The sequence below is a fragment of the Paraburkholderia bryophila genome (assembly GCF_003269035.1).
Classification (GTDB): Bacteria; Pseudomonadota; Gammaproteobacteria; order Burkholderiales; family Burkholderiaceae; genus Paraburkholderia; species Paraburkholderia bryophila.
In genome coordinates this window covers 26156-43622 of record NZ_QLTK01000004.1, presented here as the reverse complement: position 1 = coordinate 43622, position 17467 = coordinate 26156, and the positions used below count along the sequence as shown (strand labels likewise).

The following is a 17467-nucleotide window of genomic DNA, read 5'->3' as shown; positions in this document are numbered from 1 at the left end:
GCGTGCCGGTTCATGCGGCGGGAACAGGAAGTCGTCGTAAAGCAGTAGCAAAGAGCGGTAGAACAAGCCGCACAAGAGAAACATGGCCGGGCTTCAGGGCAGAGCTTTGTGTCATTCCAGCGGTTCGCGCACGTACTCGACGTAGGGCGTGGTTCTCTGGAATGGCATAACACTACTCTTCCCCCTGCGGCGCCGGTCCTGGCGTTGCCGCGCCGCTTCTGGTCCGCGCGGCATTACGAAGAGGAAAAGCAATGACTATGTTCAATAAGATCGTCAAAGAATTTAAGTGGGGACAACATAACGTTCGCCTCGAAACGGGCGAAATCGCTCGTCAGGCGAGCGGTGCGGTGATCGTCGACGTCGAAGACACCGTCATCCTGGCAACCGTGGTCGGCGCCAAGACCGCCAAGCCGGGTCAGGATTTCTTCCCGCTGACCGTCGACTACCTCGAAAAGACCTACGCCGCCGGTAAGATCCCGGGCGGCTTCTTCCGCCGCGAAGGCCGTCCGTCGGAAGGCGAAACGCTGACCTCGCGCCTGATCGACCGTCCGCTGCGTCCGCTGTTCCCGGAAGGCTTCTACAACGAAGTCCAGGTCGTGATCCACGTCCTGTCGCTGAACCCCGAAATCCCCGCTGACATTCCCGCGCTGATCGGCGCGTCGGCGGCGCTCGCCGTTTCCGGTCTGCCGTTCAACGGCCCGGTCGGCGCAGCACGCGTGGCCTACATCAACAACGAATACGTGTTGAACCCGACGCGTCCGCAAATGAAGGAATCGGCGCTCGACCTGATCGTCGCCGGTACGGAACGCGCGGTGCTGATGGTGGAATCGGAAGCGCAGCAACTGAGCGAAGAAGTGATGCTCGGCGGCGTGGTGTTCGGTCACGAGCAGATGCAGATCGCGATCGACGCGATCCATGAACTGGTCCGCGAAGGCGGCAAGCCGGAATGGGACTGGAAGCCGGCAGCGAAGAACGAACCGCTGATCGCACGCGTGGCGGAACTGGCGCAAGCCGACCTGCTCGCCGCTTACCAGATCCGCGACAAGCAGGCACGTTCGGCCAAGCTGAAGGAAGTCTACGCAGCGACGTCGGCGAAGCTGGAAGAAGAGGCGGCTGCAAGCGGTACGGCAGCGGCCGACAAGGCGACCGTCGGCAATGTGCTGTTCGACATCGAAGCGAAGATCGTCCGTACGCAGATCCTGAACGGCGAGCCGCGTATCGACGGCCGCGACACGCGCACCGTGCGCCCGATCGAAATCCGTACCGGCGTGCTGCCGCGTACGCACGGTTCGGCACTGTTCACGCGCGGCGAAACGCAAGCGCTGGTGGTGGCAACGCTCGGCACCAAGGGCGACGAGCAGAACATCGACGCGCTCGAAGGCGAGTACCGCGAACGCTTCATGCTCCACTACAACATGCCGCCGTTCGCGACCGGCGAAACGGGTCGCGTCGGTTCGCCGAAGCGCCGTGAAATCGGTCACGGCCGTCTGGCCAAGCGCGCACTGGCAGCCTGCCTGCCGAGCGCCGACGAATTCGGCTACTCGATTCGCGTGGTGTCGGAAATCACCGAATCGAACGGTTCGTCGTCGATGGCTTCGGTGTGCGGCGGCTGCCTCGCACTGATGGACGCCGGCGTGCCGATGAAGGCGCACGTCGCCGGCATCGCGATGGGCCTGATCCTGGAAGGCAACAAGTTTGCCGTGCTGACCGACATCCTCGGCGACGAAGATCACCTCGGCGACATGGACTTCAAGGTGGCGGGTACGGAACAAGGCGTGACCGCGCTGCAGATGGACATCAAGATCCAGGGCATCACGAAGGAAATCATGCAGGTCGCTCTCGCGCAAGCGAAGGAAGGCCGCATGCATATCCTCGGTAAGATGACCTCGGCGGTGTCGGGCGCCAACACGGTGCTGTCGGACTACGCACCGCGCATGATCACCATCAAGATCAATCCGGAAAAGATCCGCGACGTGATCGGCAAGGGTGGTTCGGTGATCCGCGCGCTGACCGAAGAAACCGGCACGACGATCGATATTTCGGACGACGGCGTCGTCACCATCGCCAGCACGAGCAGCGAAGGGATGGCCGAAGCGAAGAAGCGTATCGAGAACATCACGCTGGAAGTCGAAGTGGGTCAGGTGTACGAAGGCACCGTGCTCAAGCTGCTCGATTTCGGTGCGATCGTGAACATCCTGCCGGGCAAGGATGGTCTGCTGCACATCTCCGAAATCGCTAACGAGCGTATCAAGGACATCAACGACTACCTGAAAGATGGCCAGCAAGTGAAGGTCAAGGTCATCCAGACGGACGAAAAGGGCCGCGTGCGTTTGTCGGCCAAGGCGTTGCTGAACGACGCGCCGCAAGGCGAGCCGACGCCGGAGTAATCCGGTAGCGGAGCAACGGCCGGCAGCGCGAATGCGCGCCGGCCGTTTTTCATGAAGGGTGCAGGGTGGATTGCGTTGCGGACGTATGCGAATGAGTACAAACGGGTACTCTGTTTGCATGGAGCGCTCCGTCGTAGGTCAGGCGGTTCGCGTTCCGGGCGGCGTGCAATAGATGTGCAACGGGTGAGCAACGCGGGTGTGCAACGCAATCCAATCTTGGAGTTGACGCAGATGAAAGCGATCGAAATCACCGAATTCGGTGCGCCGGATGTCCTCAAGCTCGCCGAGCGGCCCATGCCGCAACCAAAAGCGGGCGAGGTGCTGATCAAGGTGGCGGCTTCCGGCATCAACCGGCCGGACGTGTTTCAGCGCAAGGGCGGCTATGCGCCGCCGCCGGGCGCGTCGGACCTGCCGGGGCTGGAGGTCGCGGGCGAGATCGTCGGCGGCACGATCGACGAGAAGAACAACCCGTTCGGTCTGAAGATCGGCGATCGTGTCTGCGCGCTGCTGGCCGGCGGCGGTTACGCGGAATACGCGGCCGCGCCGCTGCTGCAATGCTTGCCGGTGCCGCGAGGTTTGTCGGATATCGAGGCTGCTTCGCTGCCGGAGACGTTCTTCACGGTCTGGACCAACGTGTTCGACCGTGCGCAACTCGGCAAGGGCGAGGGCGCGCCGAACGAGACGCTGCTGGTGCAGGGCGGTTCGAGCGGCATCGGCGTGACGGCGATCCAGATTGCGCACGCGCTGGGTTTTCGCGTGTTCGCCACCGCCGGCTCGGACGAAAAGTGTCGTGCGTGCGAGGCGCTGGGCGCCGAACGGGCGATCAACTATAAAACCGAGGATTTCGTCGAAGTCATCAAGTCGCTCACCCACGACCGTGGCGTCGACGTGGTGCTCGACATGGTGGCGGGCAGCTATGTGCCGCGTGAGCTCACCGCGTTGGCCGAAGGCGGCCGGATCGTGCTGATCGCGTTGCTGGGCGGCGCGAAAGCCGAGCTGAATCTGAACGACGTGCTGCGCCGCCGTTTGACGGTGACGGGTTCGACGCTGCGTCCGCGGCCGATCGAGTTCAAGGCGAAGATCGCCGCGCAGTTGAAAGAGCACGTGTGGCCGCATCTCGAAGACGGTCGCATCAAGCCGGTGGTGCATCGGGTGTTCCCGGCCGCGCAGGCGGCCGAGGCGCACACGCTGATGGAGAGCAGCACCCACGTCGGCAAGATCGTGCTGAGCTGGGGTCAGGACGCTTGAGGCGAGCGGCTCGATACGGCCTTGACACAGGCTGTTTGACCCGATCCACCCCAGGCAGTAAAATTGCGCGTTTTGCGCACGCCGCATGAGTCCGAAAGGCGGGCTGTCAGCGCAAACGAAGTCCGCCGCCAAGATAAGACGAGACGATGTCGAAACAACGAGCCAAGCTGGTAGTCGGTAACTGGAAAATGCACGGGCGCCTCGCTGAAAATGCGACGCTGTTGCAGGCTGTGTCGCAAGGCGCGAGCGCATTGCCTGGCGAAGTGCGAGTCGGTGTCTGTGTGCCGAGCCCGTATCTTGCGCAGGCTCAGTCGTTACTGGCAGGCAGCCGGATCGTGTGGGGCGTGCAGGACGTGTCCGCGTTCACGCATGGCGCCTATACCGGCGAAGTGGCCGCGCCGATGGTAGTGGATTTCGGCGCCTCGATCGCCATCGTCGGGCACTCGGAACGCCGTGCCTATCATCGCGAAAGCGCCGAGCTGGTCGCGATAAAAACGCAGCGCGCGCTGGAAGCGGGGTTGACGCCGATCGTTTGTGTCGGCGAAACCTTGGAGGAGCGCGAGGCCGGTGCGACCGAGCAGGTAGTCGGCACGCAACTGGACGAAGTGCTGGCGAAGCTGTCGGTGCAAGACGCGGCGCGTATCGTTGTCGCGTATGAGCCGGTCTGGGCGATCGGCACCGGCAAGAGCGCGACGTCGGAGCAGGCGCAGGCAGTTCACGCGTTTTTGCGTTCGCGGCTGGCGGCTAAGGGCGCGGAAGTGGCGGAAGTGCCGCTGTTGTACGGCGGCAGTGTGAAACCGGAAAACGCGGAAGAATTGTTCCGTCAACCGGATATCGACGGCGGTCTGATTGGCGGCGCGTCGTTGAAAGACCAGGATTTTCTGGCGATCTGCAAGGCGGCTGCGGTTGTAGTGGGCGTCGCTGGCTAAGCAGGGCGCCTCGGCGAGGATGCCCCATTCCCGTACCGCACACCGTGTGTGGTCCGGTTAATAAAGACTCAGGTGAGTGTGATGCTGTATTTGAAAACATTGATTATCGTCGTTCAGCTGTTGTCGGCACTCGGGGTTATCGGCCTCGTCTTGCTGCAACACGGCAAAGGCGCCGATATGGGCGCTGCTTTCGGTAGCGGCGCATCGGGCAGTCTGTTCGGCGCGACGGGTTCGGCGAACTTTTTGTCGCGTACAACCGCCGTCCTCGCAGCGGTGTTCTTTGTCACCACGTTGACGCTGACGTACCTCGGCGCGTATCGTGCGAAACCGTCCGCGGGCGTGCTGGGCGCGGCGGCGACTGCACCGGTTGCGGCCTCTGCGGCAGCGGCGCCGGCAGGTGGCTCGGCTGTGTTGCCGGCATCGGCTGCGTCCACGCCGGCCACTGACGTGCCGAAATAAATTTTCGTGCAAACTGCATTTTGTGCGTTGAACAAACCGCTTAAGCCAGTTATAATTTGAGTCTTGAAGCGATTCGCGGGTTTTACAAGTTGTTTTCCCGGATTGCATGCAGTGCCGACGTGGTGAAATTGGTAGACACGCTATCTTGAGGGGGTAGTGGCGAAAGCTGTGCGAGTTCGAGTCTCGCCGTCGGCACCAAAATGTTATCTAAATGCTAGCCGCTTGCTTCGCTTCGGCTGGCATTTTTTGTTTCTGGAGCACGGCTTGCGTTGGGCTTGCAGCTTGTGCGTTTCGGAAGTGATTTCGCGGCAGGAGTGCTATGCTCCTGTCGGCACTCAGAACCAACCGATTGAGGATAGTCTTGAACCTCGCAGCCTATTTCCCCGTCTTGCTGTTCCTCATTGTGGGCACCGGTTTAGGCGTAGCACTGGTCAGCATTGGTAAAATCCTCGGTCCCAACAAGCCCGACACCGAGAAAAACGCACCGTACGAGTGCGGCTTCGAAGCATTCGAAGATGCGCGCATGAAGTTCGACGTGCGCTATTACCTCGTCGCCATTCTCTTCATCATTTTCGACCTTGAAACCGCTTTCCTGTTCCCGTGGGGCGTCGCCCTGCGCGACATCGGCTGGCCCGGCTTCATGGCGATGATGATTTTCCTGCTCGAATTCCTGCTGGGCTTCGCCTATATCTGGAAGAAAGGTGGCCTCGACTGGGAATGATGGATTAATCGCCGGTTTGCGTGGGTGGCCAGGCTTGCCACCCCGTCTGGAGTGGAAAGCAAATGAGTATCGAAGGGGTCTTGAAGGAAGGGTTTGTCACCACCACGGCTGACAAACTGATCAACTGGACGCGCACCGGTTCGTTGTGGCCGATGACGTTCGGTCTTGCGTGCTGCGCGGTCGAGATGATGCATGCGGGCGCTGCCCGTTATGACCTCGACCGATTCGGCGTGGTGTTTCGTCCGAGTCCGCGTCAGTCGGACGTGATGATCGTCGCCGGCACGCTGTGCAACAAGATGGCGCCGGCTTTGCGCAAGGTCTACGACCAGATGGCCGAGCCGCGCTGGGTGATCTCGATGGGCTCGTGCGCGAACGGCGGCGGCTATTACCACTACTCGTATTCGGTAGTGCGTGGCTGCGACCGCATCGTGCCGGTCGACGTCTATGTGCCGGGCTGTCCGCCCACAGCGGAGGCGCTGGTGTACGGCGTGATCCAGTTGCAGGCCAAGATTCGCCGCACCAACACAATCGCCCGTCAATAAGGCCAAGGCCTCCCCCACAATATGGCAAGCAAACTCGAGACCCTGAAAGCGAACCTCGAGGCGGCCTTCAGCGGCCTCCTGTTGAGCACGACCGAGGCAATCGGTGAGTTGACGATCGTCGTGAAGGCAAGCGACTACCTCAACGTGGCAACCCGTCTGCGCGACGACCGTTCGCTCGGTTTCGAGCAATGCGTCGATCTGTGCGGCGTCGATTACCAGACCTACGCCGACGGCGCTTACGACGGTCCGCGTTTCGCGGCCGTTCTGCATTTGTTGTCGGTGCAGAACAACTGGCGTCTGCGTTTGCGGGTGTTTGCGCCGGACGACGAAATGCCGATTCTCCCCTCGGTCGTGGATATCTGGAATTCGGTCAACTGGTACGAGCGCGAGGCTTTCGACCTGTACGGCATCGTCTTCGAAGGCCACCCGGATCTGCGCCGCATCCTGACCGACTACGGTTTCATTGGTCACCCGTTCCGTAAAGATTTCCCTGTCTCCGGCTACGTCGAAATGCGTTACGACCCGGAAGAAAAGCGCGTCGTCTATCAGCCTGTGACGATCGAGCCGCGGGAAATCACGCCGCGCGTGATCCGCGAAGATCGCTATGGCGGTCTGAAACACTAAGAGAACGCCATGGCAGAGATCAAAAACTACACGCTCAACTTCGGCCCTCAGCATCCGGCAGCGCACGGTGTGCTGCGCCTCGTGCTCGAGCTCGACGGCGAAGTCATCCAGCGCGCCGATCCGCACATCGGTCTGCTGCATCGCGCGACTGAAAAGCTCGCGGAAACCAAAACCTTCATCCAGTCCGTGCCGTACATGGACCGTCTCGACTACGTGTCGATGATGGTCAACGAGCACGGCTACGTGATGGCGATCGAAAAGCTGCTCGGCATCGACGTGCCGGTCCGCGCGCAATACATCCGCGTGATGTTCGACGAAGTCACGCGCGTGCTGAATCACCTGATGTGGATCGGCGCCCACGCGCTTGACGTCGGCGCGATGGCGGTGTTTCTGTATGCGTTCCGCGAGCGCGAAGATCTGATGGACGTGTATGAAGCGGTATCCGGCGCACGGATGCACGCAGCGTATTACCGTCCAGGCGGCGTGTATCGCGATCTGCCGGAAGCCATGCCGCAGTACAAGGCCTCGAAGATTCGCAATGCGAAGGCCTTGTCCAAGATGAACGAGAACCGTCAGGGTTCGCTGCTCGACTTCATCGACGATTTCTTCACCCGTTTTCCGAAGTGTGTCGACGAGTACGAAACGCTGCTCACCGACAACCGGATCTGGAAGCAGCGTCTGGTCGGTATCGGCGTGGTTAGCCCGGAACGCGCGTTGAACCTCGGTATGACCGGCGCTATGTTGCGCGGCTCGGGTATCGAGTGGGACTTGCGCAAGAAGCAGCCTTACGAAGTCTACGACAAGCTCGATTTCGACATTCCGGTCGGCGTTAATGGCGACTGTTATGACCGATATCTGGTTCGCGTCGAAGAAATGCGCCAATCCACGCGGATTGTGAAACAGTGCGTTGAGTGGCTGCGCAAGAATCCGGGTCCGGTGATGATCGACAATCACAAGGTTGCGCCGCCGTCGCGTGTCGGCATGAAGTCGAACATGGAAGAGCTGATTCACCACTTCAAGCTCTTCACGGAAGGCTTCCATGTGCCGGAAGGCGAGGCATACGCCGCGGTCGAACATCCGAAGGGCGAGTTCGGTATCTACCTGATCTCGGACGGCGCCAACAAGCCGTATCGCCTGAAGATTCGCGCGCCGGGTTATGCGCACCTGTCCACGCTCGATGAAATGGCTCGCGGTCACATGATCGCCGACGCCGTGACGATCATCGGTACGCAGGACATCGTGTTCGGCGAAGTGGATCGCTAGGACGTATTCATCGCCGCGTGTCTTCAGCCTGCACCGAAGCGCGCGTCAAGCAAAGGAACGCCGGGTCTGTCGCAGCATGAGTGAGCGACGGGTTTTCGTTCGGTAGGAATTGAAAGAGTCGTGTCTGAAAATGATCTCAGCTGAAGGCCTGAAAGAAATCGATCGTGCGATCGCGAAGTATCCCGCCGATCAGAAACAGTCCGCCGTGATGTCGGCGCTGGCTACTGCTCAGGAAGAGCATGGCTGGCTGTCGCCCGAACTCATGCAGTTCGTCGCGGACTATCTCGGCATGCCGGCAGTCGCCGTGCAGGAGGTCGCTACCTTCTACACGATGTACGAGACCTCGCCGGTCGGCAAATACAAGATCACGCTCTGTACGAACCTGCCGTGCCAGCTCGGCCCGGACGGCGGTGCGGACAGCGCGGCTGACTATCTGAAGCAGAAGCTCGGCATCGACTTCGGCGAAACCACGGCCGACGGCAAATTCACCCTGAAAGAGGGTGAGTGCATGGGTTCGTGCGGCGACGCGCCGGTGATGCTGGTGAACAACCATCGCATGTGCAGCTTCATGAGCCGCGCGAAGATCGACCAGCTGCTCGAGGAACTTTCAAAATGACGTCTTTACACGATCGTCACATCAAACCGCTGATTCTCGCCGGCCTGAACGGCGACAACTGGCATCTCGAAGACTACGTGGCGCGCGGCGGTTACGCCCAGCTGCGCCGTATTCTCGAAGAAAAAATTCCGCCCGAGCAGGTGATCGCCGACGTCAAGGCGTCGGGTCTGCGCGGCCGTGGCGGTGCGGGCTTCCCGACCGGTCTGAAGTGGAGTTTCATGCCGCGTCAGTTCCCCGGCCAGAAGTACCTCGTCTGCAATTCGGACGAAGGCGAACCGGGCACGTTCAAAGACCGCGACATTCTGCGTTTCAATCCGCATTCGCTGATCGAGGGCATGGCCATCGGCGCATACGCGATGGGTATCACGGTCGGCTACAACTATATTCACGGCGAAATCTGGGAAACCTACAAACGCTTTGAAGCAGCGTTGGAAGAGGCGCGTCGCGCCGGATTCCTCGGCGAGAACATCATGGGTTCGGGCTTCTCGTTCGAACTGCATGCGCACCACGGTTACGGCGCTTACATTTGCGGCGAAGAAACCGCGCTGCTCGAGTCGCTGGAAGGCAAGAAAGGCCAGCCGCGTTTCAAGCCGCCATTTCCGGCGAGCTTCGGCGTGTACGGCAAGCCGACCACGATCAACAACACCGAGACGTTTGCCGCAGTGCCGTTCCTGCTCGCGGTCGGTCCGCAGAATTACCTCGAAATCGGCAAGCCGAACAACGGCGGCACGAAGATTTTCTCGGTAGCCGGCGACGTCGAACGTCCGGGCAACTATGAAATTCCGCTCGGCACGCCGTTCTCGACGCTGATGGAACTGGCCGGCGGTATGCGCGGCGGCAAGAAGATCAAGGCCGTGATTCCTGGCGGTTCGTCGGCACCGGTGATTCCGGGCGACATCATGATGCAGACCGACATGGACTACGACTCGATCGCCAAGCAGGGCTCGATGCTCGGTTCGGGCGCGGTCATCGTGATGGACGAGACGCGTTGCATGGTGCGCTCGCTGTTGCGCCTGTCGTACTTCTATTACGAAGAATCGTGCGGTCAATGCACGCCTTGCCGCGAAGGCACGGGCTGGCTTTATCGCGTGGTGCATCGTATCGAGCATGGGCTCGGCCGTCCGGAAGATCTGGATCTGTTGAACTCGGTCGCTGAAAACATCATGGGCCGCACGATTTGCGCGCTCGGCGATGCGGCGGCCATGCCGGTTCGCGGCATGCTCAAGCACTACTGGGACGAATTCGAATATCACGTCGCCCACAAGCATTGCCTCGTCGGCGGTCACGCCGGCGCAGCGGCGGCGTCGGAAACCGTAGCGGCTTAAGTAAGCAGACAAGCACGCAGAAGAACACGTCATCCGCGGGATTCATCGCCTGAAACGGGCGGTGAACCGGGCGAACGATTGAGCGGTAACAGGTTAAGGAAGATTGACCATCATGGTTGAACTTGAAATAGACGGCAAGAAAGTAGAGGTGCCTGAAGGCAGCATGGTGATCCAGGCTGCGCATAAGGTCGACACGTACATTCCTCACTTCTGCTATCACAAGAAGCTGTCGATTGCGGCCAACTGCCGGATGTGTCTGGTCGATGTCGAAAAAATGCCGAAGGCCGTGCCCGCATGCGCGACGCCGGTGTCGGCCGGCATGATCGTGCGCACCAAGTCGGACAAGGCGGTGAAGGGCCAGCAAGCCGTGATGGAATTCCTGCTGATCAACCACCCGCTCGACTGCCCGATCTGCGACCAGGGCGGCGAATGTCAGTTGCAGGATCTGGCCGTGGGCTACGGCAAGTCGGCATCGCGCTATAGCGAAGAAAAGCGCGTGGTGTTCCACAAGAACGTCGGCCCGCTGATCTCGATGGAAGAAATGTCGCGTTGCATTCATTGCACGCGTTGCGTTCGCTTCGGCCAGGAAGTGGCCGGTGTGATGGAACTCGGCATGCTGGGCCGCGGCGAGCATTCGGAAATCACGTCGTTCGTCGGCAAGACGGTGGATTCGGAGCTGTCGGGCAACATGATCGACCTGTGCCCGGTCGGCGCGCTGACCAGCAAGCCGTTCCGCTACAGCGCCCGCACGTGGGAACTGTCGCGCCGCAAGTCGGTGAGCCCGCACGATTCCGTCGGCGCAAACCTCGTGGTGCAAGTGAAGAACAACCGCGTGATGCGGGTTCTGCCGTTCGAAAACGAATCCATCAACGAATGCTGGATTTCGGACAAGGACCGCTTCTCGTACGAAGGCCTGAACAGCCCCGAGCGCTTGACGCAGCCTATGCTCAAGCAAGACGGCAAGTGGATCGAAACCGACTGGCAAACCGCGCTTGACTATGTGGTCAAGGGTTTGAAGGGCATCAAGGGCGACCATGGCGCGGATGCGCTGGCCGCAATCGGTAGCGCCCACAGCACGGTCGAAGAACTGTTCCTGTTGAAGCAACTGGCGCAAGCGGTCGGCACGCCGAACGTCGACTTCCGTCTGCGTCAGTCGGATTTCTCGGCGCCGCTGAATGGCGCACCGTGGCTCGGCACGAGCATCGCCGAACTGTCGAATGTCGACGCCGCACTGGTGATCGGCTCCGATCTGCGCCGCGACCATCCGCTGTTCGCCGCGCGTCTGCGGCAAGCCGCGAAGAACGGCGCGAAGCTCACGCTCGTGCAGGCCACGAACGACGACGCGCTGATTCCGCAAGCGCAACGCGTGGTCGCCGCACCGTCGGCCTGGCTCGACGCGTTGGCGGGTATCGCCGGCGCGGTGTCGGAAGCGAAGGGCGCGGCACTGCCGGAAGCTTTCGCCGGCACGCAGCCCACCGACGCCAACAAGCAGGTCGCGAAGTCGCTCAGCACTGGCGAAAGCCGCCTCGTGCTGCTGGGCAACGCAGCCGTGCGTCATCCCGATTTCGCTGCCATTCACGCCGCGGCGCAATGGATCGCGGACGCGACCGGCGCGACGCTGGGCTTCCTCACGGAAACAGCCAACACGGTCGGCGCGCATCTGGTGAACGCGTTGCCGGGCCAGGGCGGTCTGAATGCTCGCGAAGTGTTCGAGCAACCGCGTAAGGGTTATCTGCTGCTGAACGTCGAACCGGAGTTCGACACGGCCAATCCGGCGCAGGCGCTGGCCGCGCTGAACCAGGCAGAGATGGTTGTCGTGATGTCGCCGTTCCAGACGGGCGCCGACTACGCCGACGTGCTGCTGCCGATCGCGCCGTTTACGGAAACGTCCGGTACGTTCGTCAACGCCGAAGGCACGGTGCAGTCGTTCAACGGCGTCGTGCGTCCGCTCGGCGACACGCGTCCGGCATGGAAGGTATTGCGCGTGCTGGGCAGCCTGCTGGGCGTGCCGGGCTTCGAATTCGACACGTCCGAAGAAGTCCGCACGGCAGCGTTGGGCGACGGTGCATTGACGCCGCGTCTGTCGAACAAGACGGGTGCTACGGTTGCGCGCGGCCGGGCGGTCAAGGCAGCGGAAGGCCAGTTCGAGCGCATCGCGAACGTGCCGATCTATCACGCCGACGCGCTCGTGCGTCGTGCTGAATCGCTGCATCTGACGGCAGCATCGCGTGCGGCGAACTCGGTCGGTCTGCCGGCCGCGCTGTTCGACAAACTGGGTTTGAAGGAAGGTGACGCTGTGCGCGTGCGCCAGGGCGAGCAATCGGTGCAGTTGCCGGCCGTGCGCGACGCGAATCTTGCGGAGACGGTCGTCCGCGTATCGGCGGCTACGCCTGCCGGTGCGGCGCTGGGCAGCCTGTTCGGTGAACTGCTGGTGGAGAAGGCGTAAATGAGCTTGTTCGATACGATCAACTCGGGCGGCACCCAGCTTCTCGGTGTGGCATGGCCCACGGTGTGGGCACTGGTGCGCATCCTGGTGGTGGCCGTCGTGATCCTGCTGTGTGTGGCTTACCTGATTCTCTGGGAGCGTAAGCTGATCGGCTGGATGCACGTGCGTCTCGGCCCGAACCGCGTCGGCCCCGCAGGTCTTCTGCAGCCGATCGCCGACGTGCTGAAGCTGCTGCTGAAAGAAGTGATTCAGCCGGCGCAAGCCAGCCGCTGGATCTACCTGATCGCGCCGATCATGGTGGTGGTGCCGGCCTTCGCGGTCTGGGCGGTGATTCCGTTCCAGGCGGGCGCGGTGCTCGGCGACATCAACGCGGGTCTGCTGTACGCCATGGCGATTTCGTCGATCGGCGTGTACGGCGTGATCCTGGCCGGTTGGGCGTCGAATTCGAAATACGCGTTCCTCGGCGCGATGCGCGCCGCGGCGCAAATGGTTTCGTACGAAATCTCGATGGGCTTCGCGCTCGTCGTCGTGCTGATGACCGCCGGCACGCTGAACCTCTCGGGCATCGTCGGTTCGCAGGAACACGGCTTCTTCGCTTCGCACGGCCTGAACTTCCTTTCCTGGAACTGGCTGCCGTTGCTGCCGATGTTCGTCGTGTACTTCATCTCGGGCATCGCCGAAACGAACCGTCACCCGTTCGACGTGGTGGAAGGGGAGTCGGAAATCGTCGCGGGTCACATGATCGATTACTCGGGGATGGCGTTCGCGCTGTTCTTCCTCGGCGAGTACATCAACATGATCGTGATCTCGGCGTTGGCATCAACACTGTTCCTTGGGGGCTGGAGCGCTCCGTTCGGGTTCCTGTCGTTTATCCCGGGCATCTTCTGGCTCGTCCTCAAGGTTTTCCTGCTGTTGTCGGTGTTCATCTGGGCGCGTGCCACATTCCCGCGCTATCGCTATGACCAGATCATGCGTCTGGGCTGGAAGGTGTTCATTCCGGTCTGCGTGGTGTGGCTGGTGGTGGTCGGCTTCTGGATCATGTCGCCGTTGAATATCTGGAAATAAAGGGCGGATGAACCCATGACCGCAATCCAAAACTTTTTCAAGACCTTCTTTCTGACGGAACTGTTGAAGGGCCTCGCGCTGACCGGACGTTATACGTTCCAGCGCAAGGTAACCGTGCAGTTCCCGGAAGAAAAGACCCCGATCTCGCCGCGTTTCCGTGGGCTGCATGCGCTGCGCCGCTACGAAAACGGCGAAGAGCGCTGCATCGCCTGCAAGTTGTGCGAAGCGGTGTGCCCGGCGCTCGCCATCACGATCGAGTCGGAAACGCGTGCGGACAATACGCGCCGTACGACACGCTACGACATCGACCTGACCAAGTGCATCTTCTGCGGTTTCTGCGAAGAGAGCTGCCCGGTCGATTCGATCGTCGAAACGCACATTCTCGAGTATCACGGCGAGAAGCGTGGCGACCTGTATTTCACGAAAGACATGCTGCTGGCCGTTGGCGATCGTTACGAAACCGAGATCGCCGCGAACAAGGCAGCCGACGCACCGTATCGTTGAAGCGCTTCATTCGCAGTATTTCAGTTGAAGCAGTCAATGCGGCAGTAAATGCATCAGCAAAACGGCCTGTTGTCGGGCCGGGCGCCGCGGTTTGAACGCCGCGGCACGGCGCACCTGTGTGGTTGTTCCGGCGGTTTCCCTGCCTGTTCGACCCCGCGTGCCAAAGAACAATGCCTGACGATGGCCTAACGATGAACCGGTAATCATGGAATTCACGACCGTACTGTTCTACATCTTCGCGCTGTTCCTGGTGGTTTCAGGGCTGAAGGTGATCACCTCGCGCAACCCGGTGTCGTCCGCACTGTTTCTGGTGCTGGCGTTCTTCAACGCAGCCGCGATCTGGATGCTGCTGGAGGCCGAGTTCCTTGCGATTCTGCTGGTGCTGGTCTACGTCGGCGCGGTGATGGTGCTGTTCCTGTTCGTCGTGATGATGCTGGACATCAACATCGACGTGCTGCGCAAAGACTTCAAACGCTTCGTGCCGATGGCCACGCTGGTGGGCGCGATCATCGTGATCGAAACCGCGCTGATTCTCTGGCACGGTTACGGTGCGACCGCCACCGCGCTGCGCGACACCGCCGCCGCCGCGAACGGCATGGGCGACTGGTCGAACACCCGACTGATCGGCAAGGTGATCTACACCGATTACATCTTCGCGTTCGAAGTGGCCGGCCTCGTGCTGCTGGTCGCGATCATCGCGGCGATCGCACTGACCACGAACCACAAGAAAGATAGCAAACGCCAGAACGTCAGCGAGCAGGTCAAGGTGCGCGCTCAGGACCGTGTGCGTGTCGTGAAGATGAAGTCGGAAAAGACCGCGGCAACCGTCGCGGCGGAAGAAGCCGCTGCAGCAGCGGCGGCAGCAGCAGCCGACTCGGCACCGGCAAAGAACAGCTGAGCGGACAGGAGATAGAAATCATGTTGACCCTTGCCCATTACCTTGTCCTCGGCGCGATCCTGTTTGCGATCAGCATCGTCGGCATTTTCCTGAACCGCCGTAACGTGATCATCATCCTGATGGCGATCGAACTGATGTTGCTGGCGGTGAACACCAATTTCGTCGCGTTTTCGCATTACCTCGGCGACGTGCATGGCCAGATCTTCGTTTTCTTCGTGCTGACGGTAGCGGCGGCGGAAGCGGCGATCGGCCTCGCAATTCTGGTGACCCTGTTCCGTAGCCTCGACACGATCAATGTCGAGGATCTCGATCAGCTCAAAGGTTAATTTCAGGAAAAGCGGTTATGTCCACGATACTCAATGAAAACCTGCTGCTGGCGATCCCGCTGGCACCGCTGGCCGGTTCCCTGATCGCAGGGTTGTTCGGAAAAGCGGTAGGACGAGCCGGTGCGCATTCGGTCACGATCCTCGGCGTCGCGATCTCGTTCATCCTGTCGGCCGTGGTGTTCTTCCAGGTAATGGACGGCGCGAGCTTCAACGCGACCGTCTACCAATGGATGACGATCGGCAAAACCAATTTCGAAGTCGGCTTCCTGGTCGACTCGCTGACGGCAATGATGATGTGCGTGGTGACCTTCGTGTCGCTCATGGTGCACATCTACACGATCGGCTACATGGCCGACGACGACGGCTACCAGCGCTTCTTCTCGTACATCTCGCTGTTCACGTTCTCGATGTTGATGCTCGTGATGAGCAACAACTTCCTGCAACTGTTCTTTGGCTGGGAAGCGGTGGGCCTGGTGTCGTACCTGCTGATCGGCTTCTACTTCACGCGCCCGACCGCGATCTACGCGAACATGAAGGCGTTCATCGTGAACCGCATCGGCGACTTCGGCTTTCTGCTGGGTATCGGCCTGCTGTTCGCGTTCGCCGGTTCGATGAACTACGGCGACGTCTTCGCGAAGCGCACCGAACTCGCGGCCTTGAGCTTCCCGGGTACGGATTGGGGTCTGCTGACGGTGGCCTGCATCTGCCTGTTCATCGGCGCGATGGGTAAGTCGGCGCAATTCCCGCTGCACGTTTGGCTGCCGGATTCGATGGAAGGCCCGACGCCGATTTCCGCGCTGATTCACGCGGCAACCATGGTGACGGCCGGTATCTTCATGGTCACGCGCATGTCGCCGCTGTTCGAGCTGTCGGATACGGCGCTGTCGTTCGTGATGGTCATCGGTGCGATCACCGCGCTGTTCATGGGTTTCCTCGGCATCATCCAGAACGACATCAAGCGTGTGGTGGCGTATTCCACGCTGTCGCAGCTCGGGTACATGACGGTCGCGCTCGGCGCATCGGCTTACTCGGTCGCCGTGTTCCACCTGATGACGCACGCGTTCTTCAAGGCGCTGCTGTTCCTCGGCGCAGGGTCGGTGATCATCGGCATGCACCACGATCAGGACATCCGTAATATGGGCGGCCTGCGCAAGTACATGCCGATCACGTGGATCACGTCGCTGGTCGGTTCGCTGGCGCTGATCGGCACGCCGTTCTTTTCGGGCTTCTACTCGAAAGACTCGATCATCGACGCGGTGAAGCTGTCGAATCTGCCGGGCTCGGGATTCGCGTACTTCGCGGTGGTGGCGAGCGTGTTCGTCACGGCGCTGTATTCGTTCCGTATGTACTTCCTGGTGTTCCACGGCAAGGAGCGCTTCCGCAGTCCGAAGCATCCGGAATCGCCGATGGGTATCGAAGCCGCGGCGCACGCGCATGACGGTCACGCTCACGACGCACACGGCCACGGCCATGGCCATGACAACGCGCACGGTCACGACGACCACGCTCACGAGCCGCACGAAACGCCGTGGGTAGTGTGGCTGCCGCTGGTGCTGCTGGCGATTCCGTCGGTGGTGATCGGTGCGATCGGCGTCGGTCCGATGTTGTTCGGCGACTTCTTCCAGCACGGCGTGGCGTTCGACAAGGTGATCTTCATCGGCGCGAACCATCCCGCGGTTCACGAGATGGCCGAAGAATTCCGCGGCTGGGCGTCGATGGGTCTGCACTCGGTCTCGGGTCTGCCGGTCTGGCTGGCGCTCGCGGGCGTCGTGGTGGCGTGGTTCCTGTACATCGTTCGACCGGATCTGCCGGCTGTCATCAAGCGCGCGTTCGGCCCGATCTACACGCTGCTCGATAACAAGTACTACATGGACAAGATCAACGAAGTCGTGTTCGCGCGAGGCGCCGTGGCCATTGGCCGGGGTCTGTGGAAGGAAGGCGACGTCGTGGTGATCGACGGTATCGTCAACGGCAGCGCACGCTTCATCGGCTGGTTCGCCAGCGTGATCCGCTTCCTCCAATCCGGCTATATCTACCACTACGCGTTTGCCATGATTATCGGCATGTTGGGGCTCCTGACCCTGTTTGTAACGCTCGGCGGCAAATAAGGCGAG

Annotated in this window: 16 protein-coding genes and 1 tRNA gene; all 17 read left to right on the top strand. The window is 61.1% G+C overall.

The window, feature by feature from the left end; translation table 11 throughout:
- Positions 1 to 251: 251 nt before the first annotated feature.
- The 17 genes from pnp (at position 252) to nuoL (ending at position 17461) form a co-directional block, all read left to right on the top strand.
- Positions 252 to 2387, top strand: coding sequence for a polyribonucleotide nucleotidyltransferase (gene pnp / locus BX591_RS08910; protein ID WP_176343047.1), 2136 nt, complete (start codon positions 252 to 254; stop codon positions 2385 to 2387).
- A 231-nt stretch (positions 2388 to 2618) separates the two neighbouring features.
- A complete protein-coding gene (locus BX591_RS08905) occupies positions 2619 to 3635 on the top strand; it encodes an NAD(P)H-quinone oxidoreductase (RefSeq protein ID WP_111930879.1) in 1017 nt (338 codons plus the stop codon).
- 146 nt (positions 3636 to 3781) lie between these two features.
- Entirely contained in the window at positions 3782 to 4564 is a 783-nt protein-coding gene (tpiA, locus tag BX591_RS08900; RefSeq protein ID WP_111930387.1) for a triose-phosphate isomerase, read from the top strand.
- 81 nt (positions 4565 to 4645) lie between these two features.
- Positions 4646 to 5023 carry a preprotein translocase subunit SecG gene (gene secG / locus BX591_RS08895; protein ID WP_111930877.1) on the top strand — a complete coding sequence of 126 codons (378 nt, stop codon included), beginning with the start codon at positions 4646 to 4648 and terminating at the stop codon, positions 5021 to 5023.
- Positions 5024 to 5136: 113 nt separating this feature from the next.
- Positions 5137 to 5221: transfer RNA gene (locus tag BX591_RS08890), tRNA-Leu, on the top strand.
- 163 nt (positions 5222 to 5384) lie between these two features.
- The gene (locus tag BX591_RS08885) at positions 5385 to 5744 is read left to right on the top strand and encodes an NADH-quinone oxidoreductase subunit A (protein WP_007175615.1); all 360 of its coding nucleotides are present in this window, start codon (positions 5385 to 5387) and stop codon (positions 5742 to 5744) included.
- A gap of 62 nt (positions 5745 to 5806) precedes the next feature.
- Positions 5807 to 6286, top strand: a complete 480-nt coding sequence (locus BX591_RS08880; protein WP_006052903.1) for a NuoB/complex I 20 kDa subunit family protein — start codon at positions 5807 to 5809, stop codon at positions 6284 to 6286.
- Positions 6287 to 6307: 21 nt separating this feature from the next.
- Positions 6308 to 6910, top strand: a complete 603-nt coding sequence (locus BX591_RS08875; RefSeq protein WP_111930385.1) for an NADH-quinone oxidoreductase subunit C — start codon at positions 6308 to 6310, stop codon at positions 6908 to 6910.
- Positions 6911 to 6919: 9 nt separating this feature from the next.
- Positions 6920 to 8173, top strand: a complete 1254-nt coding sequence (locus BX591_RS08870) for an NADH-quinone oxidoreductase subunit D (RefSeq protein WP_111930383.1) — start codon at positions 6920 to 6922, stop codon at positions 8171 to 8173.
- A 130-nt stretch (positions 8174 to 8303) separates the two neighbouring features.
- Positions 8304 to 8789: an NADH-quinone oxidoreductase subunit NuoE gene (gene nuoE, locus BX591_RS08865; RefSeq protein WP_105511583.1), complete on the top strand. Its 486-nt coding sequence runs from the start codon at positions 8304 to 8306 to the stop codon at positions 8787 to 8789.
- Positions 8786 to 10114, top strand: coding sequence for an NADH-quinone oxidoreductase subunit NuoF (gene nuoF / locus BX591_RS08860; protein ID WP_105511582.1), 1329 nt, complete (start codon positions 8786 to 8788; stop codon positions 10112 to 10114). The genes nuoE and nuoF overlap by 4 nt, the downstream gene beginning before the upstream one ends.
- Before the next feature lie 112 nt (positions 10115 to 10226).
- Positions 10227 to 12560 (top strand): NADH-quinone oxidoreductase subunit NuoG, encoded by a 2334-nt coding sequence (gene nuoG / locus BX591_RS08855; protein ID WP_111930381.1) that lies wholly within the window; start codon positions 10227 to 10229, stop codon positions 12558 to 12560.
- Entirely contained in the window at positions 12561 to 13625 is a 1065-nt protein-coding gene (nuoH, locus tag BX591_RS08850; RefSeq protein WP_111930379.1) for an NADH-quinone oxidoreductase subunit NuoH, read from the top strand. It abuts the gene before it with no gap.
- Between the two features lie 15 nt (positions 13626 to 13640).
- A complete protein-coding gene (gene nuoI, locus BX591_RS08845; RefSeq protein WP_007175608.1) occupies positions 13641 to 14129 on the top strand; it encodes an NADH-quinone oxidoreductase subunit NuoI in 489 nt (162 codons plus the stop codon).
- 205 nt (positions 14130 to 14334) lie between these two features.
- Positions 14335 to 15027, top strand: a complete 693-nt coding sequence (locus BX591_RS08840; protein WP_111930377.1) for an NADH-quinone oxidoreductase subunit J — start codon at positions 14335 to 14337, stop codon at positions 15025 to 15027.
- A gap of 20 nt (positions 15028 to 15047) precedes the next feature.
- Entirely contained in the window at positions 15048 to 15353 is a 306-nt protein-coding gene (gene nuoK / locus BX591_RS08835) for an NADH-quinone oxidoreductase subunit NuoK (protein ID WP_006052894.1), read from the top strand.
- A gap of 17 nt (positions 15354 to 15370) precedes the next feature.
- Positions 15371 to 17461 (top strand): NADH-quinone oxidoreductase subunit L, encoded by a 2091-nt coding sequence (nuoL, locus tag BX591_RS08830; RefSeq protein ID WP_111930375.1) that lies wholly within the window; start codon positions 15371 to 15373, stop codon positions 17459 to 17461.
- Positions 17462 to 17467 lie beyond the last annotated feature (6 nt).

Excerpts from the sequence above, each read along its gene's own strand:
- pnp (WP_176343047.1), top strand. The coding sequence starts at position 252 with ATGACTATGTTCAATAAGATCGTCAAAGAATTTAAGTGGGGACAACAT.
- BX591_RS08905 (WP_111930879.1), top strand. The coding sequence starts at position 2,619 with ATGAAAGCGATCGAAATCACCGAATTCGGTGCGCCGGATGTCCTCAAG.
- tpiA (WP_111930387.1), top strand. The coding sequence starts at position 3,782 with ATGTCGAAACAACGAGCCAAGCTGGTAGTCGGTAACTGGAAAATGCAC.
- secG (WP_111930877.1), top strand. The coding sequence starts at position 4,646 with ATGCTGTATTTGAAAACATTGATTATCGTCGTTCAGCTGTTGTCGGCA.
- BX591_RS08880 (WP_006052903.1), top strand. The coding sequence starts at position 5,807 with ATGAGTATCGAAGGGGTCTTGAAGGAAGGGTTTGTCACCACCACGGCT.
- BX591_RS08875 (WP_111930385.1), top strand. The coding sequence starts at position 6,308 with ATGGCAAGCAAACTCGAGACCCTGAAAGCGAACCTCGAGGCGGCCTTC.
- BX591_RS08870 (WP_111930383.1), top strand. The coding sequence starts at position 6,920 with ATGGCAGAGATCAAAAACTACACGCTCAACTTCGGCCCTCAGCATCCG.
- nuoE (WP_105511583.1), top strand. The coding sequence starts at position 8,304 with ATGATCTCAGCTGAAGGCCTGAAAGAAATCGATCGTGCGATCGCGAAG.
- nuoF (WP_105511582.1), top strand. The coding sequence starts at position 8,786 with ATGACGTCTTTACACGATCGTCACATCAAACCGCTGATTCTCGCCGGC.
- nuoG (WP_111930381.1), top strand. The coding sequence starts at position 10,227 with ATGGTTGAACTTGAAATAGACGGCAAGAAAGTAGAGGTGCCTGAAGGC.
- nuoH (WP_111930379.1), top strand. The coding sequence starts at position 12,561 with ATGAGCTTGTTCGATACGATCAACTCGGGCGGCACCCAGCTTCTCGGT.
- nuoI (WP_007175608.1), top strand. The coding sequence starts at position 13,641 with ATGACCGCAATCCAAAACTTTTTCAAGACCTTCTTTCTGACGGAACTG.
- BX591_RS08840 (WP_111930377.1), top strand. The coding sequence starts at position 14,335 with ATGGAATTCACGACCGTACTGTTCTACATCTTCGCGCTGTTCCTGGTG.
- nuoK (WP_006052894.1), top strand. The coding sequence starts at position 15,048 with ATGTTGACCCTTGCCCATTACCTTGTCCTCGGCGCGATCCTGTTTGCG.
- nuoL (WP_111930375.1), top strand. The coding sequence starts at position 15,371 with ATGTCCACGATACTCAATGAAAACCTGCTGCTGGCGATCCCGCTGGCA.